This is a genomic window from Pantoea sp. XY16, assembly GCF_025153065.1.
GTDB classification, from domain to species: Bacteria; Pseudomonadota; Gammaproteobacteria; order Enterobacterales; family Enterobacteriaceae; genus Pantoea; species Pantoea alfalfae.
The window spans coordinates 222121-248496 of record NZ_JANZNP010000006.1; the positions used below are offsets into that span (position 1 = coordinate 222121).

A 26376-nucleotide genomic window follows, 5' to 3' on the forward strand; every position below is an offset into this window, starting at 1 on the left:
CTGGCAGGGTGAATCCCTTGTGTTTACGCAGGTGAAGCCTTCAGTTACCATCTAAGCCCGTTTTTTCAATCAACAGAAAGCTACGCAAACTATGACTCAAGTCGCTAAAAAAATTCTGGTAACGTGCGCACTGCCTTACGCGAACGGATCAATCCATCTCGGCCACATGCTCGAGCATATCCAGGCAGACATTTGGGTGCGTTATCAGCGAATGCGTGGCAATCAGGTTTATTTCATCTGCGCCGATGATGCGCACGGCACGCCGATCATGCTGAAAGCTCAGCAGCTGGGCATTGCACCGGAGCAGATGATTGCAGAGATGAAAAGCGAGCATGAAGCCGACTTTGCCGGTTTTAATGTCAGCTATGACAACTATCATTCGACCCACGGCGACGAGAACCGTGAGCTTTCAGCGCTGATTTACGGCCGTCTGAAAGAGAACGGTTTTATTAAAAACCGCACCATCTCCCAGCTCTACGATCCGGAAAAAGGGATGTTCCTGCCGGACCGTTTTGTGAAAGGCACCTGCCCGAAATGTAAATCACCTGATCAGTATGGCGACAACTGTGAAGTCTGCAGCGCGACCTACAGCCCGACCGAGCTGATCGATCCGAAATCGGTGGTATCCGGTGCGACGCCAGTCCTGCGCGACTCCGAGCACTTCTTCTTTGATCTGCCGTCCTTCAGCGCCATGCTGCAGGCCTGGACCCGCTCCGGTGCGCTGCAGGATCAGGTGGCGAACAAAATGCAGGAGTGGTTTGAATCGGGCCTGCAGCAGTGGGATATCTCCCGCGATGCGCCTTATTTCGGCTTTGAAATCCCGGACGCGCCAGGCAAATATTTCTACGTCTGGCTGGATGCGCCTATCGGTTACATGGGCTCGTTCAAGAACCTGTGCGACAAGCGTGGCGACATCGACTTCGACGAATTCTGGCGTAAAGACTCGACGACCGAGCTGTATCACTTCATCGGTAAAGATATCGTCTACTTCCACAGCCTGTTCTGGCCAGCGATGCTGGAAGGCAGTCACTTCCGCAAGCCAAACAACCTGTTTGTACACGGCTATGTCACCGTCAACGGTGCCAAGATGTCGAAGTCGCGCGGCACATTTATTAAAGCCAGCACCTGGCTGCAGCATCTGGATGCCGACAGCCTTCGTTACTACTACGCGGCGAAACTCTCTTCACGCATTGACGATATCGACCTGAATCTGGAAGATTTCGTCCAGCGCGTGAATGCTGACATCGTTAACAAAGTGGTTAACCTGGCGTCACGTAACGCGGGCTTCATTACCAAACGCTTTGACGGCAAACTGGCGGCAGACCTGGCCGATCCGGCGCTCTATCAGACCTTCGTGGATGCGTCAGAGAAGATTGGTGACGCCTGGGCGGGTCGTGAATACAGCCGTGCTATCCGTGAAATCATGGCGCTGGCTGACCTGGCGAACCGTTATGTCGATGAGCAGGCTCCGTGGGTGGTGGCGAAGCAGGAAGGCCGTGATGCCGATCTGCAGGCAATCTGCTCCATGGGCATTAACCTGTTCCGCATTCTGATGACCTGGCTGAAGCCGGTACTGCCGTCACTGAGCGCCCGCGCAGAAGGCTTCCTGAACTGTGAACTGAGCTGGGATGCCATCGCGCAGCCGCTGCTGGATCATCAGGTCGCACCGTTCAAAGCGCTCTACAGCCGCATTGAAATGGCGAAAGTCGAAGGACTGATTGAGGCTTCGAAAGAGGATGCCGCTGCGGCCAGTGCATCGCCCGCCACGGGCCCGCTGGCCGATGCACCGATCGGTGAAACCATTACCATTGATGATTTCGCCAAAGTGGATATGCGCGTCGCGCTGATTGAGCAGGCGGAACTGGTGGAAGGTTCGGACAAGCTGCTGCGTCTGCAACTCGACCTGGGCGGTGAGAAGCGTCAGATCTTCTCAGGTATTCGTGCCGCCTATCCTGATCCCGCCGTGCTGGTCGGTAAAATGACCATTATTGTGGCTAACCTCGCCCCGCGTAAAATGCGTTTTGGTATCTCTGAAGGCATGGTGTTGTCAGCGGGCCCGGGCGGCAAAGATCTGTTCGTGCTCTCCGTCGACAGCGGTGCTGTGCCGGGTATGCCGGTTAAGTAATCGCCTGCCGACGCTTAACAGGTTAAGCGAAGTGCCGTCCTCAACCCTTCGCGCCGTATCACTGGCGCGAAGGGTTATTTTTCCCCCTTTGCATTCTCACCGCTACTACCCCGCTTCCTTCTGCTGAAACGCTTTGCCCGTTGCTGCTACTCTGCGGCATAAATGTGATCGCTAGCACGCTAAGCGGTTAATGCGTATGATGAAGCTCAGTGAAAACAGGAGCCTGCCATGCTCACCGTGCTGTCTGTCTGCGGACGTTATCTTCGCGCCTTTATCATCATTTATCTCTGCTTATACGCTGGCATCGGCATCGCTTCGCTGCTGCCCATTAAACTGCCAGGCAGCATCCTGGGAATGTTAATTCTGTTCGGCCTGCTGGCGTCGCAGATCCTGCCGGTCAGCTGGGTAAAACCGGGCTGCCATCTGCTGATTCGCTACATGGCGCTGCTGTTTGTGCCAATCAGCGTCGGAGTGATGAGTTACACCGATATACTCACCGCCCAGTTTGGCCCGATTGTTGTTTCCTGTGTTGTCAGTACCTTCCTGGTACTCTCCATTGTCGGCGTCAGCGCCCACCGGCTTCACAGCCGCCGTCCTGCCGGAGAGTCAGCCGATGAGTGACATGTGGTGGTCACTGCCACTGACGCTGGCAGCCTTTTTTCTGGCGCGCAAGCTGGCGATACGACTGAAAATCTCGCTGCTTAATCCGCTACTGGTCGCCATGGGGATGATTATCCCGATACTGCTGCTGTTGCAGCTTCCTTACTCGCGCTATTTCGCCGGCAGCCAGATTCTTAATCAGCTGCTGCAACCGGCTGTGGTCGCGCTGGCACTGCCGCTGTATGAGCAGATGCATCAGATTCGTGCCCGGTGGAAATCGATTATTGGCGTCTGCTTTATCGGCAGCCTGACCGCCATGATCTCAGGCACCGCTATTGCCCTGTGGATGGGTGCCACACCTGAAATTGCCGCCACCATCGTACCTAAATCCGTGACCACGCCCATCGCGATGGCCGTCTCCGGTTCGCTGCACGGCATTCCCGCCATCAGCGCCATCTGCGTGCTGATTGCCGGAGTACTGGGTGCGGTATTCGGACACACGCTGCTGAATCTGCTGGGCGTAAAATCGAAAGCGGCGCGCGGACTGGCAATTGGCAATGCATCGCATGCGCTGGGCACGGCGCGTGCCGCGGAACTGGACTATCAGGAAGGAGCATTCAGCTCACTGGCGCTGGTGATCTGCGGCATCATCACCTCTCTGCTGGCACCGTTTATTTTTCCGCTGCTGATGCACTGGTTTGGCTGAAAGTTTGCGAGAGATCTCGCAAAGTTGAAACATGCAACACATGTTACATTGTCAGAGCGATGTGGATCACATATAAACCGGTGACTGGCACATCGCCCTGCTGAATTTAATGAGGCTCACATGCATTCCCGTTTCCTTTCTGCTTTTGAGGCATTGCCGTCAACGCTGCAAACTGCACTTGCTCCCCTGTTGAACGATCCTGACTTTCATGCGGTGATCAGCGCCGACCAGGTCACCTCACTGCAACAACAGACACAAATGGAGGCCGATGCGCTGGCGCTGGCGCTGCTGCCCCTCGCGGCCTCCTGTGCCGTTCCTACCGTGTCGCATTTTAACGTTGGGGCGATAGCCCGCGGCGTCAGCGGCAACTGGTACTTCGGGGCTAACATGGAATTTGTCGGCACGCCCATGCAGCAGACCGTCCATGCTGAGCAGAGCGCTATTACCCATGCGTGGCTGCGCGGCGAGCGCCAGCTTGAGACCATCACCGTTAACTACACGCCGTGCGGTCACTGCCGTCAGTTCATGAACGAGCTGAACAGCGGCACCAACATTCGCATCAGCCTGCCACAACGCGCAATCAGCACCCTGGCCGATTATCTGCCGGATGCCTTTGGCCCGCGCGATCTGGACATTACGACCTTCCTGATGGACGAGGTGGACCACGGCTATGTGGCCGAAGGCGATGAACTGGTGCAGGCTGCGGTTGCCGCTGCCAATGCCAGCCACGCGCCTTACAGCCAGTCCCACGCGGGTGTTGCGCTGCTGACCACGGATGGCGCGATTGTCGCCGGTCGCTATGCCGAAAATGCCGCGTTTAACCCGAGCTTCCCGCCGCTTCAGGCGGCACTGGTCTTGCTGAACATGCAGGGCGGCGATGTTCGTCAGATAAAAAAAGCGGTACTGGCCGAAGTGGAAAATGCCACGTTAAGCCAGTTTGCCGCCACGCAGGCGACGCTTGAGACATTTGGTTGCGGTGAGCTGCTGCAGGTAACGCTGTACAAAGCATAACCCGCTGTCAGAGAAGCCACAGTTTTGTGAGCTTTTGTGAACAAACGCTGTACTTCTGCGGGAAATTTCATAGGATCTGGCGCCAGAATTCACGCAATTACAAATTACTCTGAATAATTCAGGTTGCAGGATAGCAGCACGGTCGTGAATGTTTCCGCAGCGGTTACCCTGCCGCTGCCTGACCTGCAGTCTGAGCTATAACGGGTGAGAAAACTGGCGCTACCTTTCCGGCGTGACGCCAGACAACACTGCAACCGGAGCATTACCGCATGGAACTCGACTACGAAAGTAAACGCCCGCTGTATATCCCTTATGCTGGCCCGATTTTGCTGGAATTTCCCCTGCTGAATAAAGGCAGCGCCTTTAGCATCGAAGAACGTAATGAATTCAACCTCAACGGTTTGCTGCCAGAAGCAGTGGAATCGATTGAAGAGCAGGCGCAGCGTGCCTGGCGTCAGTTCCAGGACTTCAAAAATAATAACGATAAGCATGTCTACCTGCGTAACATCCAGGACACCAACGAAACGCTGTTCTATCGCCTGCTGGATAATCATCTTGAAGAGATGATGCCGATTATCTACACCCCGACTGTGGGCGCAGCCTGCGAACACTTCTCTGAGATCTACCGTCGTGCGCGTGGCGTGTTCATCTCCTACCCTAACCGTGACCGCATCGAAGATATGCTGCAAAACGCCACCAAGCAGAATGTGAAGGTGATTGTAGTGACCGATGGCGAGCGCATCCTGGGCCTCGGCGATCAGGGCATCGGCGGCATGGGTATCCCGATTGGTAAGCTTTCACTCTATACCGCCTGTGGTGGCATCAGTCCGGCTTACACCTTGCCGGTGGTACTGGATGTCGGCACCAATAACCAGCAGTTGCTGAACGATCCGCTCTATATGGGCTGGCGTCATCCGCGCATTACCGGCGAAGAGTACGACGAGTTCGTCAATGAATTTATCCAGGCCGTTAAACGCCGCTGGCCGAAAGTTCTGCTGCAGTTTGAAGATTTCGCCCAGAAGAACGCCATGCCGCTGCTGAACCGCTATCGCGATGAGGTCTGCTGCTTTAACGACGATATTCAGGGCACTGCAGCCGTTACGGTAGGTACGTTGATTGCCGCCAGCCGCGCAGCCGGTAGCCGCCTGTGCGAGCAGAAAGTGGTGTTCCTGGGTGCCGGTTCCGCGGGTTGTGGTATCGCTGAACAGATCATCGCGCAGATGAAATCAGAAGGCCTGAGCGACGAGGAAGCACGTGGCCGGGTGATGATGGTCGATCGCTTTGGTCTGCTGACGGACAAGCTGCCTAACCTGCTCGATTTCCAGAGCAAGCTGGTGCAGAAGAGCGAAAACCTGCAGCAGTGGGATGTCACCAATGATTCCATCTCGCTGCTGGACGTGGTGCGCAATGCGCAGCCCGATATTCTGATTGGTGTCTCTGGCCAGCCGGGCCTGTTCACCGAAGAGATCATCCGCGAGATGCACAAGCACTGTCAGCGCCCTATTGTGATGCCACTGTCGAACCCGACATCACGCGTGGAAGCGACGCCAGCCGATATCATCGCCTGGACTGACGGTGCCGCGCTGGTCGCAACCGGCAGCCCGTTCTCGCCGGTGAGCTGGAACGGTAAAACCTATCCGATTGCGCAGTGCAACAACTCCTACATCTTCCCGGGCATTGGTCTGGGTGTGATTGCTTCGGGTGCCAGCCGCGTTACCGATACCATGCTGATGACCGCCAGCCGCGCGCTCGCTGACTGTTCTCCGCTGGTGAATGAAGGTGAAGGCCCGGTACTGCCTGAGATTAAAGATATCCAGGGCGTGTCGAAAATCATAGCGATGGAAGTGGGTAAAGCTGCTCAACTGGCGGGTGTCGCCGTGGTGACCTCTGAAGATGTGTTGTCACAGGCTATCGCCAACAACTTCTGGCTGCCGCAGTATCGTCACTATCGTCGTACCTCGATTTAATCTTCCCACTGCCGGATCGCCTCTGGTCCGGCAGTGTTCAAAAAACGTACAGCCAGCCGGCAGTCACTTGCTTCGCTGCGGCTGCTCAAGTAGCCTTGTCCCATCTCACTATTTTGACATCGAGTCTCCAGGCGCATGCTGAAACGCGTTCTCATTGGTCTGCTTTTCATCATCTTACTGATGGTGGCAACGGCGCTCGGCCTTGATCGCTGGATCAGCTGGAAAACTGCGCCTTTTATCTACGAAAATGTCGCTTCATTGCCGCATCGTCAGGTAGGTGTGGTCCTGGGGACGGCGAAATATTATCGTACAGGCGTTATCAATCAGTATTACCTCTATCGTATGCAGGGCGCGCTTAATGCCTATAACAGCGGCAAGGTGAATTATCTGCTGCTGAGCGGTGACAACGCGCTGCAAAGCTATAATGAGCCGATGACGATGCGCCGCGATCTTATCAAAGCCGGTGTCGATCCGGCTGATATCGTGCTCGATTATGCCGGGTTCCGGACGCTTGATTCGATTGTGCGCACCCGCAAAGTGTTTGATACCAATGATTTCATTATTATCACGCAGCGCTTCCACTGTGAGCGCGCGCTGTTTATCGCCCTGCAACTGGGCATTCAGGCCCAGTGCTATGCGGTGCCCTCACCGAAAAACATGCTGAGCGTGCGCTTCCGTGAGGTCGGTGCCCGGCTGGGTGCACTGGCGGACCTCTTCCTGCTTAAGCGTGAACCCCGTTTCTTAGGCCCGCTGGTGCCAATTCCTGCCGTACACGATGTTCCTGAAGACGCGCAGAGTTATCCGGCGGTGACGCCGGAGCAGCTGCTGGAGCTGGAACAGAAGCTGCGGAAATAGCTGGCGCTCAACGGCTTAATGAAACTGTGCTGAAAACTGTTATATGTGCTGAGCTGCAGTCTGGCAGCAAGGTACAAGACTCAGAGAGCATACGCCTTTCGCAAAGACGTAAAAGACGCTCTCTAAGGCAAGGCTCAGCGCGAGCCGAGCATGTCATGGATGACGGCTGTTGCGTCTTTCCGATCTGACCGTGTTCCCTTCGCAGACTCCGTCTTACAGCAACAACCCCAGCACTCCCCATAAAAAAAGCGACCCGAAGGTCGCTTTTTTAGCGTTGAATAAGACTTACTTCTTACGAGAATATTTCAGGGAATCCAGCGCCACGGCGAAGATAATGATGCCGCCCTTAATGATGTACTGCCAGTAAGGGTTCACGCCGATATAGGTCAGACCGTAGTTGATAACGGTGAAGATCAGCACACCGGTGACGACACCCGCCACACTACCCACACCACCGGCGAAGGAAACGCCGCCGACCACACAGGCCGCAATCGCATCCAGCTCGTACATAAAGCCAAGGTTGTTGGTGGCAGAACCGATACGACCCGCCTCCAGCATCCCGCCAAAGGCGTAGAACACACCTGACAGGGCATAAATCATGATCAGGTTCAAAGGCACGTTCACGCCTGACACTTTCGCCGCTTCCGGGTTACCGCCGATAGCAAAAATGTTTTTGCCGAAGCGGGTTTTGTTCCACAGAATCCAGACGAAAATAATGGCAATCACAGCGTAGAACGTGATGAACGAGAGTTTAAAATCACCAAAGCGTAAGAAACCCTGAGCAAATTTCGAGAACCCTGCGTCAAAGCCAGCAATCGGTGAGGCACCCACAAAGTCGTAATAGAGTGAGTTGATACCGTAAACGATAATCATGGTGCCCAGCGTGGTGATAAATGGCGTTACCTTCAGGTAAGCAATAATCACACCATTCACCAGACCAATTACACCGCCAATGATGCACACCGTCAGGATAACCAGTGGAATCGGCACGGTATCCAGCGTCGGGAAGACTTTGTTCGCGTTATCCATCGCCTGCAACAGCGTTGCGGCAACGACCGCCGCTAAGCCAACCTGACGTCCGGCTGACAGGTCAGTACCCTGGGTCACAATCAGACCCGCCACACCCAGTGCAATAATAATGCGCACCGAAGATTGGGTCAGAATATTACTCAGGTTCATCAAACTTAAAAATGTCGGATCCTGGAAAATAATAATAGCCAGCAATACCAGCAGAACGACATAAATGCCGCCCTCTTTTAACCAGGTTAGCGCATTCTTTTTTGTAGTCGCTTTCATGTTAACAGCCCTTGCTTCATTAAAGGTGTAATGACGCTAAACGCAATATTTCGTTCTGCGTGGTCGTTTTGGTATCAACTATGCCTGCTACCAGACCATTACTCATTACCAGAATACGATCGGTAATGCCTAACAGCTCCGGCATTTCGGATGAGATAATAATGATGCCCTTTTCTCTTTTCGCCAGTTCAGCAATCAGCTGGTAAATTTCGAATTTCGCACCAACATCAATACCGCGTGTTGGTTCATCAAGCATCAGGATTTCAGGCTGGGTCAATAACCAGCGGCCAATAATCACTTTTTGCTGGTTACCGCCCGAAAGCGAACCAATTTGTGTATGATGCCCTGGGGTTTTAACACGCATTGAATCGATAACCCATTGGGTATCACTCTTCATGCGTTTATTATCCAGCAGTCCCATACTGTTTTTATATTTTTTAATATTGGAAATAAGCGAGTTAAAACCAATATCCAGGTAAGCATAAATACCAGTCGAACGACGCTCTTCAGTCACCAGCGCAAAACCGTGGTTAATCGCTTCATTGGCGCTGTGATTATTAATCGGTTTGCCATGCAGTTTGATGGTGCCGCCCGATTTTTCGCGAATGCCAAACAGCGTTTCGACGATATCGGTACGTTTGGCGCCCACCAGCCCGGCAATGCCGAGTATCTCCCCTTTACGCAAATCAAATGAGATATCGCGAATAGACGGCTGACGCAGTGACGTCAGGTTGCGAACTTCAAGAATTGTCTCGCCTGGCACGTTGGTACGGTCAGGGAAACGCTGGTTCAGTGAACGGCCGACCATCATGGCGATGATCTTATCCATATCCAGCCCGTCCAGCGGCTGAGAGGTGATCCACTGACCATCACGCAGAATCGTGATCTCATCACACAACTGGAAAATCTCTTCCATCTTGTGCGAAATATAAACAATGCCACAGCCGCGATCTTTCAGCTTACGAATAATCGTGAACAGGTGATTCACCTCTTTCTCGGTTAACGAGGAAGTCGGCTCATCCATAATCACTATTTTCGCGTCGTAGGAGAACGCTTTAGCAATTTCAATCATCTGCATCTGTGACACAGAAAGATTGGCAACTTTGTCGCGTGGATCGATATCGATATCCAGCTCGTCAAAAATCGCCTTAGTGTCCTGGTACATCTTATCCTGATCGACAAAGAAGCCTTTGCGCGGATAACGCCCCAGCCACATGTTATCCATCACGGTACGCTGAAGAACCAGGTTTAATTCCTGATGCACCATCGACACGCCATTTTCCAGCGCTTCTTTGGAGCTTTTATAGTCGATCTCTTTACCCTGAAACAGGATACTGCCGGTATCTTTTTTATAAATACCAAACAGGCATTTTAATAAGGTGGATTTCCCGGCACCGTTCTCGCCCATTAATGCATGAACAGAGTGAGGCCGCACTTTCAAATTCACATTATCTAACGCTTTAACGCCGGGAAATGATTTTGAAACATTCGTCATTTCCAGCAAATATTCTCGCTGCGCGGTCGTGTTATCACTGGCCATATTTTACCTGGCTAAAAAACGGTGGTGACATAAAAAAGGCGCGACAGCTGTCGCGCCCGTAATCAATCTTACTTCGAGAACTGAGACAGATTTTCTTTATCAACCGGAACGTAAGGAACACGGACGATCTTATCGACCATCTTGAAGTTTGTTCCATCGGTTGCCGCTTTGCCGTTCGCCAGGTTGTTGGCAATATCCAGCGTCGCTTTCGCCTGGTTTTCCGCATCGTTCAGCACGGTACCGGCCAGCGCACCGGATTTCACCAGTGCCATCGCTTCTGGCAGGGCATCGACGCCGAAGACCGGGATAGAAGTCATGTTGTGCGCTTTCAGCGCTTCAACGGCACCCATCGCCATCGCATCGTTATTGGCAATCACAACTTCAATTTTCTTCGCGTTCGGGCCTGACAGCCACGCATCCATCTTATCTTTGGCCTGTGCGGTGTCCCACATCGCCGTATCCATCGCTAACTGCTGCGTCTTCAGACCATCTTTGTTCAGGGTGTCGATAACATATTTAGTACGGGCTTCAGCATCTGGATGGCCTGGCTCGCCTTTCAGCAGGACGAACTGAATGGTGCCATCTTTGTTCAGATCCCAGGCTGGGGTCGCTTTCCAGTGCTTCTCAATCAGCTGACCCTGGATGATGCCGGACTCTTTGGAGTCGGTACCCACATAGTAAGCTTTGTCATAGCCGGCCAGGACTTTAGCGTTCGGTTCTTTGTTAAAGAAGACAACCGGCACGTCGTTGGCACGTGCTTTGTCTACGATGACGGCAGCGGCAGCCGGGTCAACCAGGTTAATCGCCAGCGCTTTCACGCCTTTTGCCATCAGCACGTCCACCTGATCGTTCTGTTTGGACTGGTCGTTCTGCGAGTCATTCATCAGCAGCTGTACGCCACCGATCGTTTTCGCTTCTTTCTCGATGTCTTTGCGCACCATTGACATGAAGTTGTCATCATATTTGTAAATGGTCACGCCGATACGGGTGTCAGCTGCGTGAGCGGTTGCACCAAACATCATGCTGGCAACCAGTGCTGTAAGCGTGAAAACCTTCTTATTCATGGTATCTCCGGTTTTATTATGCAGGGTCTTTTTAGCGCTGCCGCAAAATGTGCGGAAGAGCAATTGGTAAAACAGATCGGCGCGTTGGTTAACGTAATGAGGCTGTTAAGCCATCAGACGCCGTCTAAAACCTGACTTCCCTGTGCCAGAACGCTTCCATGAAGAGGGTATGAACCCTTTAACCGGCTACTGAGACCACAACTGATGCCGTTACACTGGCGTTACATAATGTTTCAGTCCGGTAAGACGCTGCCATCATAGTGAGGGCAATGTTAATTAACTGTGAATACAATCACAGATTGAAAACGGTTACATGCCTGAATCGCCTGAATTAGTGACGGACTCCACATTTTGCCGCTGCGCCACAGAATGACGCCGCACCAGGGTTGGCATAAAGATATGCGTTGCCGTGTCATCAAGCAGTCCGGCTGCGCCCTGCAGTGCCAGCTCAGTGGCAATTTTTGCCATAGATACAATGGGATAGCGCACAGTGGTCAACTGCGGATCGGTATAACGGGAAATCGGGATATCATCAAAGCCAATGACAGAAAAATGCTGTGGCACCTGAATGCCGTTGTCTTTCAGCGCAGTAAGTGCGCCAGCCGCCATGCCGTCGTTATAAGCAAACACTGCTGTAAGGTTGAGATTGCGCCCCAGCAGCTCCACCATCGCCGCTTCGCCCCCCTGCATATCTGGCTCTGCGCTGGCGATCCAGCTCTCCTGCGGCCGGATGCCCTGTTCGGCCATCGCCTGCATCCACCCTTCACGGCGCTGCGCCACATCCTCAATGGGATGACTGGAGCAAAGATAGCCAATGCGGCTATGCCCCTGTTGCAGCAGGGTTCTTGAGGCCATCAGTGCACCCGTGACGTTATCCAGACTGACGCTGCGGTGTTCAAATCCAGGGACGATGCGGTTAATCACTACCATGCCGGGCACGTGCTGCATAAAGTCCGCCAGCTCCGCGTCCGGCAGCGTTTTTGCGTGGACCACCAGGGCGCTGCAGCGCTGCCTGATCAGCACCTCGATAGCATGACGCTCTTTCTCTTCCTGATGCCAGGAGTTGCTGATTAACACATGCTTGTGCACGCGCTGCGCCACGGTATCCACTGCTTTAACCAGCGCCCCGAAGAAGGGATCAGAGACATCCATCACCACTACCCCGATCGTATCGCTGACCTGCGTCGCCAGCGCCTGGGCGTTGGCGTTAGGGCGATACCCCAGCGCTTCAACCGCCTGTAACACGGCGTCGCGGGTGTCAGAGGTCACGGCGTTGCTCTGATTGAGAACACGCGACACGGTCGCCACTGACACGCCAGCCTGACGGGCAACATCACGAATAGTTATCATGCAGCAGTTCCAGAAGGGAAAAATAGGGCTTCACGCCGGGTTATACACCGGCGCTATTCTGTCAGGGGCGGGAGGCGTGCAGCGTGAATTGCGTCACATCAATGAAAACGGTTACATACAATTCTGTAACCTTTGTGATGGCGGTCATTATCTGGCGTTGTCGGTAATGCGTGATTTGCCGGCTGAGAGCAGCGTAAACCGCCGCCACAGCCATTCCAGCGGACCCTGTGCGAAGAAATGTAACCAGATGAGTGAAAACAGGATATTGATGAGCCATATCGCAGGCACCATCAGCACCAGTTCCAGCCGGGTGAAATGCATGTAGAAGCCAAAGCGATAGAACAGCGTGGTGCAGATGAGCGTTTGCAGCAGGTAGTTGGTCAGCGCCATACGGCCCACGCACTGGATGGCGTGGCTGATATGCCAGTGAGAAATTTGTGGCCAGTAGGCCAGACAGAGCGCGGCATAGCCCAGGCTAATCAGCGGGCTGGCAAGATCGCGCGGGGCCTGCAGGTAAAAAGCCGCCCAGCGGAATTCCCAATGTAACAGCCATTGCGCGGCTACACCGGCTACCGCAATGGAGAAGCCCATTGTCAGCAGCAGGGCCGCCGCCTGACGATAGTGGCGGAGGGAAAATTCTCCAGTCAGCCAGCCGCTGCGCAGCATTGCGCCACCCATCATCATTAAGCCCGCCAGCTGCCAGCCATATTGAGCCGCCAGCGCCATCAGCCCTGATGAGAGATGATCCAGCCGGTTCTGTATCGCTTCCCAGCCGCCGCTCAGTTTCCAGTACTGCTCATATTGCAGATCGGCAGCACCCGGCAGCCAGGATCGCGTCGGTTCGGGATCGGAGATCGACCCAAACACCAGCAGCACGCCGCAGCCCACCAGATAAAGCAGAATGCCGGTATTCATCAGGCTGCGGGTTGACGGGACGTCACGCAGCACCCGCCAGACCACCAGCCCGATGATGCCGTAATCCAGCAGGATATCGCCTTCCCAGAGAAAGACACCATGCAGAAAACCGATGAGTACCAGAATGGAAAGCCGGGCAGTCAGCCAGCGACTGCCGCGCGGCAACTGCATTTGCAGACCTGCGCCAAACAGCAGTGCAAACAGGGTGAGGAATTTGAGCTGAGCAAAGGCGTCAGAGAGTGCCCAGGTCCAGACGTCGGAGAGACTGACACTGCCCTGCCAGGCCGGATTCAGGTAAGCAGCAGAAGGCAGGCCGAAGCCCACAATATTGAGCAGCAGGATGCCGAGAATGGCACAGCCTCGAATGAAATCCAGCACGTGATAGCGTTGCATGCGGCACCCTGCCCCATTGAGGCGGGCAGCATTATGCGCCCGCCGTTAACTCAACTATGGCGTACCGCGCGCAAGAATTCCTGGCGGGTATTCTGACTGGACTTGAACAGGCCGCCCAGAGAGGTCGTGGTGGTGGCGCTGGTCGCATCTTTGACGCCACGCGCTTTCACACAGTAATGTACCGCATCAATCGAGACAGCAACGTTGTTGGTGCCCAGCAGCGTCTGCAAGGCCACCAGAACCTGCTGTGTCAGGCGCTCCTGCACCTGCGGGCGCTGGGCGAAGAACTGCACGATGCGGTTGATTTTCGACAGGCCAATCACCTTTTCCTTGGGAATATAGGCAACCGTGGCTTTGCCATCAATGATCACAAAGTGATGTTCACAGGTGCTGGTCAGGGTGATATCACGCACGGTCACCATCTCATCGACCTTCATTTTATTCTCAATGACGGTGATTTTCGGGAAGTTGGCATAATCGAGACCGGAAAAGACCTCATCCACATACATTTTGGCGATGCGATGCGGCGTTTCCATCAGGCTGTCATCTTCAAGATCCAGATTCAGCAGCTGCATAATCTCGGTCATGTGCCCGGCAATCAGGCTCTTACGCGTTTCGTCATCAATGTCGCGCGTCGGTGCACGTAACGGCGTTTCCAGTCCACGCGCCAGCAGCGCTTCGTGAACCAGGGCAGCTTCCTGACTTAGGGTGCTCATTTACTCTTCTCCGGCTGGTGTTGCGCCCGCAAGCTTTTGCCTGCAGGCCCTGTAATCAGGCGCGTATTGTGAAACTTTCTTTGCGGGGAATCCAGCAATCAATCAGATTGGTGATGAAAGCTTTTCATTCAATTTTTCGCCAGACCAGCAGGCCCGCCCACACCAGGCTGATCCCGGCCACCCACAGGGCAGGCTCCAGCCGATGTAACAGAGCCGTTGAGAGAAAAGAGAGCAGCGGACCAACCAGCTGTCCGACCGCATAGCCGGTGGTCAGGAGGCCGGCCATGTAACGCAGATGATGGGGTGCCAGTTCACGGGCGCAAAGCAGCGACAGCTGTACCACGCTGAGGAAGCCGCCGCCCACCAGCAGCGCCCCGGCCAGCAGGCCACTAAAGCCGGGCAGCAGTGCCGCAGCAAAAACGCCCAGCGCCTGAGCCCAGAGCACTACCGCCAGGCGGACGTGACTATGCCCCCAGCGCCGCGTCAGGATGCCCAGCAGGATGCCGACCATCGCCGCACCGCCAAATATCGGCCAGACAAACTGCGCGAAGATGCCGTCAGGAAAACGCGTAGCGGCCATCTGCGATAAAAAGGTGGCGGGCAGGATATAACCAAAGCCCGCCAGACTGTAACTCAGCACCAGACGTTTCAGGTTGCGATCCAGCACCAGCGGCTCAGGTGCCTGATCCGGGCGATGCAGTTCGCCCCGACGCGGCAGATTACGGGTAATCAGCGCAATCAGCAGCAGTGCCAGCGTACCGTAAGCGGCCCAGGCCAGACCGGCAGAGACCTGTAGAGTATGCAGCGCCACCCCCAGCAGACCGCTGACAAAAATACCGCAGCCCGGCCCGGCAAACACGGCCGCCGACAGCCCTGCCCGGCCGTGGCGATGCAGTTGTTCGTTGCTCCAGGCCGCCACCAGCACCATCGCCCATCCACTGGCCCAGCCAATCAGAAAGCGGATCGCACCGTGCAGCCACGGTCCGGTTGCCAGTGCAGAGAGCAGCGTCAGGATCACTGCACCCCATACGCCCGCCTGCAAACGCAGCTCCACCCGCCGGTGCGCGCGCATGGCATCGAATGAGCCACACAGATAGCCAAGATAGTTGAGCGCAGCGACCAGGCTGGCACTGGTGAGCGTCAGCTGGTGCGCCTGAATCATCAGCGGCACCTGCGGCGTAAAGGCGAATCGCCCAATGCCCATCGCCACAAATAAGGTTAAAAACGCGCTGAGCGCGACGCGTAACGCCATTGCTGAACTCCTGTTGTTCTGCCTTGCGATCTCTTCTGACTTGCTAACAGCATGCAGGATGATTAAACTCACGGAAAGTGAATAATATTAACCAACTTGTTTACGGGAAAAGAAGATATGGATTTAGTTCAGCTGCGTATGTTCTGTTCCGTTGCCGAAACGGGCTCCCTGGCGCGCGCAGCCGAACAGCTGCATCGCGTTCCCTCTAATCTCACCACGCGGCTGCGTCAGCTGGAAGAAGAATTAGGTGTGGATCTCTTTATTCGTGAGAAGCAGCGCATTCGCCTGTCACCGATGGGCCATAATTTCCTGAATTATGCGCAGCGTATTCTGGCATTAAGTGAAGAAGCGATGAGCATGACCCGCACTGGTGAACCGGCAGGCAACTTTGCGCTGGGCTCAATGGAGAGTACCGCAGCGACCCGCCTGCCTGGTCTGCTCGCCGCCTATCACCAGCGCTTCCCTAAAGTGGCGCTGTCGCTGATTACCGGCACCTCGGGCGAAATCATCGATCGGGTTCGCGAAGGCACTCTGGCCGCCGCGCTGGTGGATGGCCCGGTTTCCCATGACGATCTGAATGGCTGCATCGCCTTTCGTGAGGAGATGGTGCTGATCACCGGGCTGGATCACGCGCCTATCACCACAGCGCGCGATGTGCAGGACGACACCCTGTTTGCCTTCCGCAATAGCTGCTCTTACCGGGTGAAGCTGGAGAGCTGGTATCGCGACAGCCAGACCGCGCCCGACAATGTGATGGAGATTCAGTCCTATCACGCCATGCTGGCCTGCGTGGCGGGCGGTGCGGGTGTCGCGATGATCCCGGCTTCGGTGCTGAAGCAGATGGCGGATCGGTCGCGGGTGCAGGCGCATACCTTACCTGCGGCTTATCGCGATACCGCCACCTGGCTAATGTGGCGACGCGATGCTTTTACTCCGAATGTTGAAGCGCTGAAGTATCTGATTATTGAACAGTTTGACGATCGTCCGCTCAACGATGAGTTGATCTATCCATTACAGGCGGCGCAATAAGCGTTCCACGCTATGTTTAAACCATAACCACACGACGCCATCGTGCGTCACAATCTGACTGGAAGAGGGATTGCATGAACATGATCAAAACCCGTGCCGCTGTTGCCTGGGCCGCTGGCGAACCGCTGAAAATCGAAGAAGTGGATTTGATGCCACCGCAGAAAGGCGAAGTGCTGGTGCGCATCGTCGCGACTGGCGTCTGTCATACCGACGCCTACACCCTCTCCGGCACCGATCCGGAAGGCGTTTTCCCGGCGATTCTCGGCCATGAAGGCGGCGGCATCGTAGAAGCCGTGGGCGAAGGCGTGACCAGTGTGGAAGTAGGTGACCATGTCATTCCGCTTTACACCCCGGAGTGTGGCAAATGTAAGTTCTGCCTGTCGGGCAAAACTAACCTCTGCCAGGCGATCCGTGCCACTCAGGGCAAAGGCCTGATGCCGGACGGCACCACGCGCTTCTTTAAAGATGGCAAACCGATTTTCCACTATATGGGCACGTCGACCTTCTCTGAATACACCGTGATCCCGGAAATCTCGCTGGCGAAAATCAGTAAAGAAGCGCCGCTGGAAGAAGTTTGTCTGCTGGGTTGTGGCGTGACTACCGGCATGGGCGCGGTAATGAACACCGCTAAAGTAAAAGAAGGCGACACCGTCGCGATTTTCGGTCTCGGCGGTATCGGTCTTTCTGCGGTTATCGGCGCAAAAATGGCGAAGGCTGGCCGCATCATCGCAATCGACCTCAACACCAGCAAATTCGATCTGGCGCGCAAACTGGGTGCCACCGATCTGATTAATCCGAAAGATTACGATAAGCCGATTCAGGATGTGATTGTCGAGCTGACCGACGGCGGTGTGGACTTCTCATTTGAGTGTATCGGTAACGTCAACGTGATGCGTTCCGCGCTGGAGTGCTGCCACAAAGGCTGGGGTGAGTCTGTGATTATCGGCGTCGCCGGTGCCGGTGAAGAGATCTCTACCCGTCCGTTCCAGCTGGTAACTGGTCGCGTCTGGCGCGGTTCCGCCTTTGGTGGCGTGAAAGGCCGCTCACAGCTGCCGGGCATTGTGCAGGATTACCTTGATGGTAAGTTTGCCCTGAACGACTTCATCACCCACACCATGCCGCTGGAAGAGATCAACGACGCCTTTGATTTGATGCACGAAGGAAAATCGATTCGCTCGGTCGTGCACTTTAACAAGTAATCAGGAGGCGTTATGGCATCCACTCTGGAGCTACTGGAAGAACACCGCATTTTTGGCGGCTGGCAGCAGCGCTGGCGTCATCAGTCGGCCGTGCTGAACTGCCCGATGACCTTCAGCATCTACCTGCCTGAACCGCACGGTGATGCGCCGCCGCCAGTGGTCTGGTTTCTGGCCGGGCTGACCTGCAACGATGAGAACTTCACCACCAAAGCGGGCGCGCAGCGCGTGGCGGCGGAACTGGGTCTGGTAATGATTATGCCGGATACCAGCCCGCGCGGTGAAGGCGTTGCCAACGATGAGGGCTACGATCTGGGTCAGGGCGCGGGATTTTATCTCAATGCCACTCAGCACCCCTGGGCCACTCATTTCCGCATGTTCGACTATTTGAGCAGCGAGCTGCCCGCCCTGATTGCGGATAACTTCAAAGTCAGTGAACGTCAGTCGATTATGGGTCACTCCATGGGCGGACACGGCGCGCTGATGCTGGCGCTGCGTCTGGGTAACCGCTTTGCCTCAGCGTCTGCGTTTGCGCCGATTGTAAACCCTATGCAGGTGCCGTGGGGCCAGAAAGCGTTTAAGGCCTATCTGGGCGACGACCAGGCGGCGTGGCGGGAATATGACAGCTGCCAGCTGATGGCAGAGGTGTCGCATCGTCTGCCAGTCCTGATCGATCAGGGCGACAGCGATCAGTTCCTGGCCGATCAGCTGCAACCGGAGCGGTTAGAAGAGATTGCTAAAGCAGTCGGTTTCCCGCTGACGCTGCGTATTCAGCCGGGTTATGACCATAGCTACTTCTTTATAGCCAGCTTTGTGGAAGATCATCTGCGCTTCCATGCACAACATCTGCTAACGTAAAACATCAGGGCCGCAATTGCGGCCCTGAACTTTTCTGCATCCTGTACTGCTACTGCCGCAAACGCTGGCTCAAGGCCAGGCCTGCCCGACTTTCAGACCAGTGCCGGTCCGGTCAGCCCGTCGATCATTACCTGCGGAATGCCGCGTGAGCAGTGTTCGATACGGCCATTCACGCCATACACTTTTGCCAGCGTAGTCGGCGTAATCACCTTATCCGGTTGCCCTTCCGCTACCAGTGCGCCCTGCTTCAGCATCAGCGCGTGTTGCGCATGACGCAGCGCGATATTGATGTCATGCACCACCACCACCGTCACGATGTTGCGCTGGGCTGTTTCGCGGCGTACCAGATCCATCACGTGGAACTGATAGTTGAGATCGAGCGCGCTCAGCGGTTCATCCAGCAGCAGCAGCTTAGGGCGACGGATCAGGGACTGCGCCAGCCCGACCAGCTGCTTCTGACCGCCGGAGAGCTGATCGAGGTAACGCATCGCGAGATGCGCTATCCCCAGTTGTTCAAGCAGATGCATGATTTCGGCTTCGCTGCTGGCGCTGTGCAGTCCACCAGAGGCACGCTGCGCCACAATGATCGACTCCAGCACGTGCAGATGCACGCCCGCAGGCAACGACTGCGGCAGATAGACCACGTTCTTCGCGCGGCGGGCAAACGGCTGAGTCATCAGATCTTCACCGTTGAGCCACATCTCACCCTGACCTTTATTCAGCCCGGCCAGTGCACGCAGCAGCGTCGATTTACCACAGCCATTCGGCCCGAGCAGCACGGTGATCTCACCGCGTGGCAGCGGTGCCACGTTGAGATTTTCAATGACTTTATGTTTGGGATAACCGGCACTGAAGCCGCGTAACGTCAGACCCTGTTCCATCATACCGTCCCCCGATGACGCAGAATAATACTCAGGAAGAACGGCACGCCAATCAGTGAGGTGACGATGCCGACAGGGATGATCACGCCGGGGAGCAGGTTTTTCGAGGCGACTGATGCCAGCGACAGCACCAGCGCGCCAACCAGCGCACTGGCGGGCAGATAGAAGCGGTGATCTTCACCAAACATCATGCGGGCAATATGCGGCGCGACCAGCCCGATGAAGCCGATCGGGCCAACAAACGCCACCGCCAGCGCCGAGAGAATACTGATACGCAGCAGGGTGGTCAGGCGCAGACGACGTACATCAATACCAAAGCTCACCGCGCGATCTTCACCCAGACGCAGCGCCGTCAGCTTCCAGCTGCTCATCATTGAGAACGGCACCAGAATGGCCAGCGCTACGGTCAGTACACCCAGCTTTTCCCAGGAAGCACGCGCCAGGCTGCCCATGGTCCAGAACACCAGACCCTGCAGGGTGTCTTCACTGGCGATGAACTGCATCATTGAAACCAACGCGTTAAAGGTGAAGACCAGTGCGATACCGAACAGCACCACGCCCGCCGACGAAACCTGCGTCCAGCGGGTCACGGCATCCAGCATCAGCGCGGCAAACAGCGCAAAGACAAAGGCATTGGCAGAGATTAACCACTGATCAGGAATGCCGGGAATACCGATGCCGAGAATGATCGCCAGCGCGGCACCAAACGCTGCCGCCGAGGAGACACCGAGTGTAAACGGGCTGGCCAGCGGGTTATTCAGGATGGTCTGCATCTCTGCACCTGCCAGACCCAGCGACAGCCCTACCACCAGCGCCATCAGCGCATAGGGCAGACGAATGTCCCAGACAATCACGCGGGTGCCGGCATCGACGCTGTCGGGGCTGAGCAGCGTATTCCACAGCGTATCAAGTGAGAGTCCGGCCGGACCCAGCGTGAAGTCGAGGATCAGCGAGGCGACAATAGCCACCAGTAATACGCCAATCCAGATCAGGCGGCGGCGCAGCACCTGATGGTAGTTTTGCATGGTGTGGTGAAGCGTCTCTTCCCCCGCCAGCAGCGAAGTTTCAGTAGTCATGTTTGAACCCTGTGTGGCTATCACGTCAGAAAACGCAGCCACAATAGTGCAGGTGATAATAATTATCAATTCGTGAAGATAAGCGAGACGTGAAAAAAGGGTAAAAAACGGTGTTGTTATGGGCAGGATACCGGCAGACACAGCGCGTTGAGGCTGTTCCCGGACTTAAAGCGATGGGAGCATACGTCTGGAGCAAAGCATCGCGGGCCAGGGATGGCCCGCGCTGAGCTTGCCAGGGATGGCGTTTTTGCGTCTTTGCGAAAGACGTATGCTCCCTGAGCATGTGCCCCATCTGCAGCCTCAACGCGCTGTGTCAGGCACCTGACTCAACAGAGCAAGCGCACAGAACTAATCTTTATGAACCGGGAACTCCATCTCGCTGTACTTCACTAAACGGCTGCCGCGCGTCAGTTTGTAGCCGAACCAGATAATCAGGAACAGCGGAAGACCAATATAGGTTGCCGCTACGCCATACCAGTCGATGCTGTCGTTGAGGAAGGCCTGATAGTTCTGACCCAGCGTAATGATCAGGCAGAGCACAAAGGCAAAAATCGGTCCCAGCGGGAAGAAGCCGGAACGGTATGGCAGATCGTTCAGATCACGGCCCTGGGCGACATAGCCGCGACGGAAGCGATAGTGACTGATGGCAATACCCAGCCAGGCGATAAAACCGGTCATGCCTGAGGTGTTCAGCAGCCACAGATAAACCTCCTGGTTGCCAAATTTTGAGGTCAGGAAGCACAGCCCGGCCACGACGGTCGTCGCCCATAAGGCATTGCGCGGCACGCCGCCCTTAGAGAGCTTCGCGAAAATGCGCGGCGCTTTGCCTTCAGAGGCCAGGTTGTACAGCATGCGCGTTGAGGCATACATACCGGAGTTACCGGCAGACAGCACCGCCGTCAGGATAACCGCATTCATCACTGCTGCCGCAGAGAGCAGACCGGCGTTGCGGAACACCAGGGTGAACGGGCTGACGCTGATATCATCAATGTCGTTATGCAGTAATTGCGGATCGGTGTACGGCAGGATCAGACTGATAATGAGAATGGCGAACACATAGAACAGCAGGATACGCCAGAAAATCTGCCGCACGGCGCGCGGGATATTTTTTGCCGGGTCTTCAGATTCGCCCGCCGCGATACCGATCAGCTCGGTGCCCTGGAAGGAGAATCCCACAATCATCGCCACGCCGATCATCGCCGCAAAGCCGCCCGCAAACGGCGCATCGCCCACCTGCCAGTTCTGCCAGCCCGCATGCTCTGCACCGCGCATGATGCCCGTGATCATCAGCACACCCACGATGATAAAGATAATGACGGTGGCCACTTTGATCAGCGAGAACCAGTACTCCGCCTCGCCAAAGCCTTTTACTGAGATGTAGTTGAGCAGGAATATCAGTCCCAGGAACAGCGCGCTCCAGATCCAGCCCGGCGTGTCGGGGAACCAGTAGGTCATCACCAGCTGCGACGCCACCAGGTCAACCGCGATGGTCACCGCCCAGTTGTACCAGTAGTTCCAGCCGAGTGCGAAACCAAAGCCCTCCTCGACATATTTTGCGCCGTAGGTGGCGAAAGAACCGGATACGGGCATGAAGGCAGCCAGCTCACCGAGACTGGTCATCAGGAAGTAGACCATCAGGCCGATCAGCATGTAGGAGAGCAGTGCCCCGCCAGGACCAGCCTGAGCAATCGTTGCGCCGGAAGCGACAAACAGGCCGGTACCGATGGAGCCGCCGATGGCGATCATCGTAAGATGACGGGCTTTTAACGCACGTCGTAATGCAGGTTGTTGTGTTGTTTTTGAGTCATTATGCATGTGTTAACGCTACGCTGGGTAAAAATGAGGCGCGATTGTAGCAGCCAGACCGCCTCTGTATAGCTGATGCCATGCTGTTATAAGTTAAGTTCATGATCGCGCCCGAATTATTAGCAATCACTCACGGCAATAGGACAAAAAGCGCGTCAGTGCCTTTGAAATATGCTTCTGCCGGTGATGGATGCGATAGAGCGTCCGGGTCAGACGCGGCAACGGAATCGTCAGTTCTGTCAGCGTGCCCGCCTCCAGCAGATCGGCAATTACCCGGCGCGACAGGCAGCTGATCCCCATGCCGTGCCGCACTGCATGCTTGATCGCTTCTGAGTTGCCGAGCTCCATACCCAGCTGAAAACTCGGCAGGTGTGACAGCAGCAGATAATCGACGATTTCCCGGGTGCCGGATCCGCGTTCACGCAGGATCCACGGCGCTTCTGCCAGGGTTTTCAGCGTCACCGGCTGTTGCAGAATGGCGGCATCGGGCGCGGCAAACACCACCAGCTCATCTTCCAGCCAGGGTTCGCTGACCAGTTCGGTCATATGGCACGGCCCTTCAATCAGGCCGACATCCACGCGAAAATCGGAAACCGCCTGAATCACATCCTGACTGTTGCCGACGCTCAGCTCCAGCGGCAGACCGGGAAAATCGCGACGATAGGCCGCCATCATACCCGGTAGCAGATAATTACCGATGGTGCTGCTGGCGAAGATGCGGATCGCGCCGTTATCCTCTTTAAACAGCTGCTCAATTTCGCCCGCCTGCTCCAGCAGCCCGACCGCACGCGGATAGAGCAGTCGCCCATGCTCATTCAGCACCAGCCGTTTGCCGACCCGATCAAACAACTGCACCCCGAGCTGACTTTCCAGATCGGCCAGCGCCGCGCTGACCGCCGACTGTGACAGCGCCAGCAGTTGCGACGCCTGAGTAGTGGAACCGCTTTTCAGCACTTCGGTAAACACTTCGATTTGCCGTAGCGTAATGTGCATCGTCGCCTCTTAACTCAGTGAATGCCTGACAAGGTAAATAATTAACGCCAGCCAGATCAGCCCAACCACGACCAGCCAGCCTGCCATCTTTTTGCCGCGCGAACGCTGAGACTGTGCGCGTTCGCTGCTGCTGATGCGCACCTCTTGTGGCAGCAGCCGCAACAGAATCATGACGCCCGTGGGAATAATCACCGCGTCATCCAGCAGACCAACAAACGGGATCACATCCGGGATGAGATCGATCGGGCTGACCCCATAAGCAACCAGTCCCAGCATGCCCAGCTTGTTCCACCAGGGTGTGCGCGGATCGCGAAAGGCGAACCACAGCACTAACACATCTCTTTTGATCAGCGTCGCCCAGCGGCGCAGACGCGAAACTATCATGATCACTGCCTTATCGTTTATTCTGGTCAATTATAAATATATTATCAATTTCACTTTTAAGCCAGTCGCCCTCATGATCATGACTCAACGACGAGGAGTGACCATCATGACCGAACTGAGCATCCCTAAAACGCATCATCCCGTTACGCTCTGGTTCCCTGGTCTGCTGCTGACGGCTGCGATTGCCGGGGCAGCCAGCTGGCTGGCGCAGCAACCGGCGATTGCAGCAGCAGGGCTGGGTTCACTGACCCTGGCGATTATGCTGGGGATTCTGGTTGGCAACAGCGTCTATACACCGCTGGCGTCGCGCTGCGACAGTGGCGTGGTGCTGGCTAAACAGAAGCTGCTGCGACTGGGGATCATCCTGTTTGGCTTCCGCATTACCTTACAACAGATTGCTGACGTCGGTTTAAGCGGCATCCTGATTGATGCGCTGACGCTGAGCAGCACCTTTTTTGTGACCTGCCTGCTGGGCATCCGGCTGCTGAAGCTGGATCGCGATACCGTCTGGCTGATTGGCGCAGGCAGCAGTATCTGTGGGGCTGCGGCCGTACTGGCGACCGAGCCGGTGGTGAAAGCGGCGTCGTCAAAAGTTGCCGTGGCTATCGCGACCGTGGTGCTGTTCGGCACCCTGGCCATCTTTATCTATCCGCTGATGTGGCCGCTGGCGCATCACCTGTTTCCGGGGCTGAGTGCCGCGCAGTTTGGGGTCTTCACCGGTTCCACTATTCATGAAGTCGCGCAGGTGGTAGCCGCCGGACACAGCATCAGCCCGGAGGCTGAGAACAGCGCCGTGATTGCCAAAATGCTGCGGGTAATGATGCTGGCGCCGTTCCTGCTCTGCCTGAGTGCGGTAATCCGCGGCAAACGCAACGCGAGCAAAGCGCGTCAGCCAGTGACCTTTCCCTGGTTCGCCCTGCTGTTTATCGCGGTCGCGCTGTTTAACTCGCTGCAGCTGTTGCCTGCGGCGTTGGTGGCCACGCTGAATGAGCTGGCGGGTCTGCTGCTGGCGATGGCGATGGCCGCGCTGGGCTTAACCACCCGTTTTGGCGCACTGCGTGAGGCGGGCGTTAAACCGCTATTGCTGGGCGCGCTGGTGTTTGTCTGGTTGATTGCGGGCGGCGGCACCATCAATCTGCTGGTGCAACATTTCATGGGCTAGCGGCATCGGGTATCATGCCGTTTCACCCGTGCATAGCCCCAGGAGAAAGGCATGAAATATATTGGCGCACACGTGAGTGCGGCAGGTGGTGTGGATCAGGCCGTGATCCGCGCCCATGAAATAGAAGCCACCGCCTTCGCCCTCTTTACTAAAAATCAGCGTCAGTGGAAGGCCGCCCCGCTCTCCACAGAGGTGATTGATGCTTTTCGCGCCGCCTGCGAGACGTACAAATTCAGTTCGCAGCAAATCCTGCCGCACGACAGTTTTCTGATTAACCTCGGTCACCCGGTCGAAGAGGCGCTGGAGAAATCCCGCGCGGCCTTTATTGATGAACTGCAACGTTGTGACCAGCTCGGCCTGACACTGCTGAACTTCCATCCCGGCAGCCATCTGCATCAGATTGATGAAGAAGCGTGCCTGAAGCGGATTGCGGAGTCGATCAACATCGCGCTCAATCAGACGCAGAACGTGACTGCCGTCATTGAGAATACCGCGGGTCAGGGCAGTAACCTGGGGTTCCGCTTCGAGCATCTCGCCACCATTATTGAGCATGTCGAAGATAAGTCGCGCGTTGGCGTCTGCATTGATACCTGCCATGCGTTTGCCGGCGGTTATGACCTGCGCACCGAAGCGGACTGCGAAGCGACCTTTGCAGAGTTTGAGCGTATTGTCGGCTTTAACTATCTGCGCGGCATGCACCTGAACGATGCCAAAAGCGCCTTTGACAGTCGCGTTGACCGCCATCACAGTCTGGGTGAAGGGAATATCGGTAAAACGGCGTTTAGCTGGCTGATGAAAGATCCGCGGTTTGATGGTATCCCATTGATTCTGGAAACCATTAACCCTGATATCTGGAAAGATGAGATTGCCTGGCTGAAAGCCGAACAGCAGGGATAGAAAAAGGGAGCCAGCTGGCTCCCTGAGATTTTTGACAGAGTCTGGCCTGGTTGCTGTAAGACTGAGCTTGCACAGGGAACACGGTCAGACCGGAAAGACGCAAAATCCGTCATCCATGACACGCTCGGCCCGCGCGATTACGCACCTCATCCCTGAGGTGCGCCCGTTGCCGGGCCAACGCGTTGCGTTGTTCAAAAACGCTCCCGGCGTTTTTATCCGGGCGGCGGGACGCTTTCCTCCTCTGACCGTGTTCCCTGAGTTTTGAGCTAATTCATCGCTGCCAGATGCACCCTGATAAGAATTT

23 protein-coding genes are annotated in these 26376 nt (G+C 55.7%); 11 read left to right on the forward strand and 12 right to left on the reverse strand.

Annotation, left to right across the window (positions count from 1 at the left end):
• The first annotated feature begins 91 nt into the window (after window positions 1–91).
• The 6 genes from metG to sanA all read left to right on the forward strand — a co-directional run bounded on the left by metG (window position 92) and on the right by sanA (window position 7264).
• Window positions 92–2125: a methionine--tRNA ligase gene (gene metG / locus N1689_RS11005; RefSeq protein WP_222925224.1), complete on the forward strand. Its 2034-nt coding sequence runs from the start codon at window positions 92–94 to the stop codon at window positions 2123–2125.
• Window positions 2126–2353: 228 nt separating this feature from the next.
• Window positions 2354–2746, forward strand: coding sequence for a CidA/LrgA family protein (locus N1689_RS11010; protein WP_222925223.1), 393 nt, complete (start codon window positions 2354–2356; stop codon window positions 2744–2746).
• Complete coding sequence (locus N1689_RS11015; protein WP_222925222.1) at window positions 2739–3431, forward strand: CidB/LrgB family autolysis modulator; 693 nt, start codon at window positions 2739–2741, stop codon at window positions 3429–3431. The genes N1689_RS11010 and N1689_RS11015 overlap by 8 nt, the downstream gene beginning before the upstream one ends.
• A 120-nt stretch (window positions 3432–3551) precedes the next feature.
• Window positions 3552–4442, forward strand: coding sequence for a cytidine deaminase (gene cdd / locus N1689_RS11020; protein WP_253419325.1), 891 nt, complete (start codon window positions 3552–3554; stop codon window positions 4440–4442).
• A gap of 269 nt (window positions 4443–4711) precedes the next feature.
• Complete coding sequence (locus N1689_RS11025; RefSeq protein WP_253419328.1) at window positions 4712–6409, forward strand: NAD-dependent malic enzyme; 1698 nt, start codon at window positions 4712–4714, stop codon at window positions 6407–6409.
• Window positions 6410–6544: 135 nt separating this feature from the next.
• On the forward strand, window positions 6545–7264 hold the full coding sequence (gene sanA / locus N1689_RS11030) for an outer membrane permeability protein SanA (RefSeq protein WP_013358504.1): 720 nt from the start codon (window positions 6545–6547) through the stop codon (window positions 7262–7264).
• A 285-nt stretch (window positions 7265–7549) separates the two neighbouring features.
• On the opposite strand, the gene mglC is transcribed toward sanA, so the two are convergent.
• From mglC to N1689_RS11065, 7 genes are all read right to left on the reverse strand, one after another.
• Window positions 7550–8560, reverse strand: coding sequence for a galactose/methyl galactoside ABC transporter permease MglC (gene mglC, locus N1689_RS11035; RefSeq protein WP_161732226.1), 1011 nt, complete (start codon window positions 8558–8560; stop codon window positions 7550–7552).
• A 19-nt stretch (window positions 8561–8579) separates the two neighbouring features.
• On the reverse strand, window positions 8580–10100 hold the full coding sequence (gene mglA, locus N1689_RS11040; protein WP_161732224.1) for a galactose/methyl galactoside ABC transporter ATP-binding protein MglA: 1521 nt from the start codon (window positions 10098–10100) through the stop codon (window positions 8580–8582).
• Between the two features lie 68 nt (window positions 10101–10168).
• Window positions 10169–11164, reverse strand: coding sequence for a galactose/glucose ABC transporter substrate-binding protein MglB (gene mglB / locus N1689_RS11045; protein ID WP_222925220.1), 996 nt, complete (start codon window positions 11162–11164; stop codon window positions 10169–10171).
• 309 nt (window positions 11165–11473) lie between these two features.
• A complete protein-coding gene (gene galS, locus N1689_RS11050; protein WP_013358509.1) occupies window positions 11474–12514 on the reverse strand; it encodes an HTH-type transcriptional regulator GalS in 1041 nt (346 codons plus the stop codon).
• Window positions 12515–12661: 147 nt separating this feature from the next.
• Window positions 12662–13822, reverse strand: coding sequence for a DUF418 domain-containing protein YeiB (yeiB, locus tag N1689_RS11055; RefSeq protein WP_161732220.1), 1161 nt, complete (start codon window positions 13820–13822; stop codon window positions 12662–12664).
• Between the two features lie 50 nt (window positions 13823–13872).
• A complete protein-coding gene (gene folE / locus N1689_RS11060; protein ID WP_061062924.1) occupies window positions 13873–14538 on the reverse strand; it encodes a GTP cyclohydrolase I FolE in 666 nt (221 codons plus the stop codon).
• A gap of 124 nt (window positions 14539–14662) precedes the next feature.
• The gene (locus tag N1689_RS11065) at window positions 14663–15790 is read right to left on the reverse strand and encodes a YbfB/YjiJ family MFS transporter (protein ID WP_222925219.1); all 1128 of its coding nucleotides are present in this window, start codon (window positions 15788–15790) and stop codon (window positions 14663–14665) included.
• 117 nt (window positions 15791–15907) lie between these two features.
• On the opposite strand from N1689_RS11065, the gene N1689_RS11070 reads away from it, so the two are divergent.
• The 3 genes from N1689_RS11070 to fghA all read left to right on the forward strand — a co-directional run bounded on the left by N1689_RS11070 (window position 15908) and on the right by fghA (window position 18873).
• Window positions 15908–16819, forward strand: coding sequence for a putrescine utilization regulator PtrR (locus N1689_RS11070; RefSeq protein ID WP_161732216.1), 912 nt, complete (start codon window positions 15908–15910; stop codon window positions 16817–16819).
• A gap of 74 nt (window positions 16820–16893) precedes the next feature.
• Window positions 16894–18018 carry an S-(hydroxymethyl)glutathione dehydrogenase/class III alcohol dehydrogenase gene (locus tag N1689_RS11075; RefSeq protein WP_161732214.1) on the forward strand — a complete coding sequence of 375 codons (1125 nt, stop codon included), beginning with the start codon at window positions 16894–16896 and terminating at the stop codon, window positions 18016–18018.
• A gap of 12 nt (window positions 18019–18030) precedes the next feature.
• The gene (gene fghA / locus N1689_RS11080; protein ID WP_161732212.1) at window positions 18031–18873 is read left to right on the forward strand and encodes an S-formylglutathione hydrolase; all 843 of its coding nucleotides are present in this window, start codon (window positions 18031–18033) and stop codon (window positions 18871–18873) included.
• Window positions 18874–18965: 92 nt separating this feature from the next.
• Here fghA and N1689_RS11085 read toward each other — a convergent pair whose 3' ends face one another.
• The 5 genes from N1689_RS11085 to N1689_RS11105 form a co-directional block, all read right to left on the reverse strand.
• Window positions 18966–19754: an ABC transporter ATP-binding protein gene (locus N1689_RS11085; RefSeq protein WP_161732321.1), complete on the reverse strand. Its 789-nt coding sequence runs from the start codon at window positions 19752–19754 to the stop codon at window positions 18966–18968.
• Window positions 19754–20830 carry an iron ABC transporter permease gene (locus N1689_RS11090; protein WP_222925217.1) on the reverse strand — a complete coding sequence of 359 codons (1077 nt, stop codon included), beginning with the start codon at window positions 20828–20830 and terminating at the stop codon, window positions 19754–19756. Before N1689_RS11090 ends, N1689_RS11085 begins: the two co-directional genes overlap by 1 nt.
• Before the next feature lie 348 nt (window positions 20831–21178).
• A complete protein-coding gene (locus N1689_RS11095) occupies window positions 21179–22645 on the reverse strand; it encodes an amino acid permease (RefSeq protein WP_260058891.1) in 1467 nt (488 codons plus the stop codon).
• A gap of 117 nt (window positions 22646–22762) precedes the next feature.
• Window positions 22763–23629 (reverse strand): DNA-binding transcriptional regulator YeiE, encoded by an 867-nt coding sequence (gene yieE / locus N1689_RS11100; RefSeq protein WP_003854133.1) that lies wholly within the window; start codon window positions 23627–23629, stop codon window positions 22763–22765.
• A gap of 9 nt (window positions 23630–23638) precedes the next feature.
• Complete coding sequence (locus N1689_RS11105; protein ID WP_260058892.1) at window positions 23639–24013, reverse strand: YkvA family protein; 375 nt, start codon at window positions 24011–24013, stop codon at window positions 23639–23641.
• Window positions 24014–24119: 106 nt separating this feature from the next.
• On the opposite strand from N1689_RS11105, the gene N1689_RS11110 reads away from it, so the two are divergent.
• Window positions 24120–25175 (forward strand): YeiH family protein, encoded by a 1056-nt coding sequence (locus N1689_RS11110; RefSeq protein ID WP_161732206.1) that lies wholly within the window; start codon window positions 24120–24122, stop codon window positions 25173–25175.
• 51 nt (window positions 25176–25226) lie between these two features.
• Window positions 25227–26072, forward strand: coding sequence for a deoxyribonuclease IV (gene nfo, locus N1689_RS11115; RefSeq protein ID WP_222925212.1), 846 nt, complete (start codon window positions 25227–25229; stop codon window positions 26070–26072).
• Window positions 26073–26376: the final 304 nt, after the last annotated feature.

Coding starts and splice junctions, on each gene's coding strand:
- metG (WP_222925224.1), top strand. CDS start 92: ATGACTCAAGTCGCTAAAAAAATTCTGGTAACGTGCGCACTGCCTTAC.
- N1689_RS11010 (WP_222925223.1), top strand. CDS start 2,354: ATGCTCACCGTGCTGTCTGTCTGCGGACGTTATCTTCGCGCCTTTATC.
- N1689_RS11015 (WP_222925222.1), top strand. CDS start 2,739: ATGAGTGACATGTGGTGGTCACTGCCACTGACGCTGGCAGCCTTTTTT.
- cdd (WP_253419325.1), top strand. CDS start 3,552: ATGCATTCCCGTTTCCTTTCTGCTTTTGAGGCATTGCCGTCAACGCTG.
- N1689_RS11025 (WP_253419328.1), top strand. CDS start 4,712: ATGGAACTCGACTACGAAAGTAAACGCCCGCTGTATATCCCTTATGCT.
- sanA (WP_013358504.1), top strand. CDS start 6,545: ATGCTGAAACGCGTTCTCATTGGTCTGCTTTTCATCATCTTACTGATG.
- mglC (WP_161732226.1), bottom strand. CDS start 8,560: ATGAAAGCGACTACAAAAAAGAATGCGCTAACCTGGTTAAAAGAGGGC.
- mglA (WP_161732224.1), bottom strand. CDS start 10,100: ATGGCCAGTGATAACACGACCGCGCAGCGAGAATATTTGCTGGAAATG.
- mglB (WP_222925220.1), bottom strand. CDS start 11,164: ATGAATAAGAAGGTTTTCACGCTTACAGCACTGGTTGCCAGCATGATG.
- galS (WP_013358509.1), bottom strand. CDS start 12,514: ATGATAACTATTCGTGATGTTGCCCGTCAGGCTGGCGTGTCAGTGGCG.
- yeiB (WP_161732220.1), bottom strand. CDS start 13,822: ATGCAACGCTATCACGTGCTGGATTTCATTCGAGGCTGTGCCATTCTC.
- folE (WP_061062924.1), bottom strand. CDS start 14,538: ATGAGCACCCTAAGTCAGGAAGCTGCCCTGGTTCACGAAGCGCTGCTG.
- N1689_RS11065 (WP_222925219.1), bottom strand. CDS start 15,790: ATGGCGTTACGCGTCGCGCTCAGCGCGTTTTTAACCTTATTTGTGGCG.
- N1689_RS11070 (WP_161732216.1), top strand. CDS start 15,908: ATGGATTTAGTTCAGCTGCGTATGTTCTGTTCCGTTGCCGAAACGGGC.
- N1689_RS11075 (WP_161732214.1), top strand. CDS start 16,894: ATGAACATGATCAAAACCCGTGCCGCTGTTGCCTGGGCCGCTGGCGAA.
- fghA (WP_161732212.1), top strand. CDS start 18,031: ATGGCATCCACTCTGGAGCTACTGGAAGAACACCGCATTTTTGGCGGC.
- N1689_RS11085 (WP_161732321.1), bottom strand. CDS start 19,754: ATGGAACAGGGTCTGACGTTACGCGGCTTCAGTGCCGGTTATCCCAAA.
- N1689_RS11090 (WP_222925217.1), bottom strand. CDS start 20,830: ATGACTACTGAAACTTCGCTGCTGGCGGGGGAAGAGACGCTTCACCAC.
- N1689_RS11095 (WP_260058891.1), bottom strand. CDS start 22,645: ATGCATAATGACTCAAAAACAACACAACAACCTGCATTACGACGTGCG.
- yieE (WP_003854133.1), bottom strand. CDS start 23,629: ATGCACATTACGCTACGGCAAATCGAAGTGTTTACCGAAGTGCTGAAA.
- N1689_RS11105 (WP_260058892.1), bottom strand. CDS start 24,013: ATGATAGTTTCGCGTCTGCGCCGCTGGGCGACGCTGATCAAAAGAGAT.
- N1689_RS11110 (WP_161732206.1), top strand. CDS start 24,120: ATGACCGAACTGAGCATCCCTAAAACGCATCATCCCGTTACGCTCTGG.
- nfo (WP_222925212.1), top strand. CDS start 25,227: ATGAAATATATTGGCGCACACGTGAGTGCGGCAGGTGGTGTGGATCAG.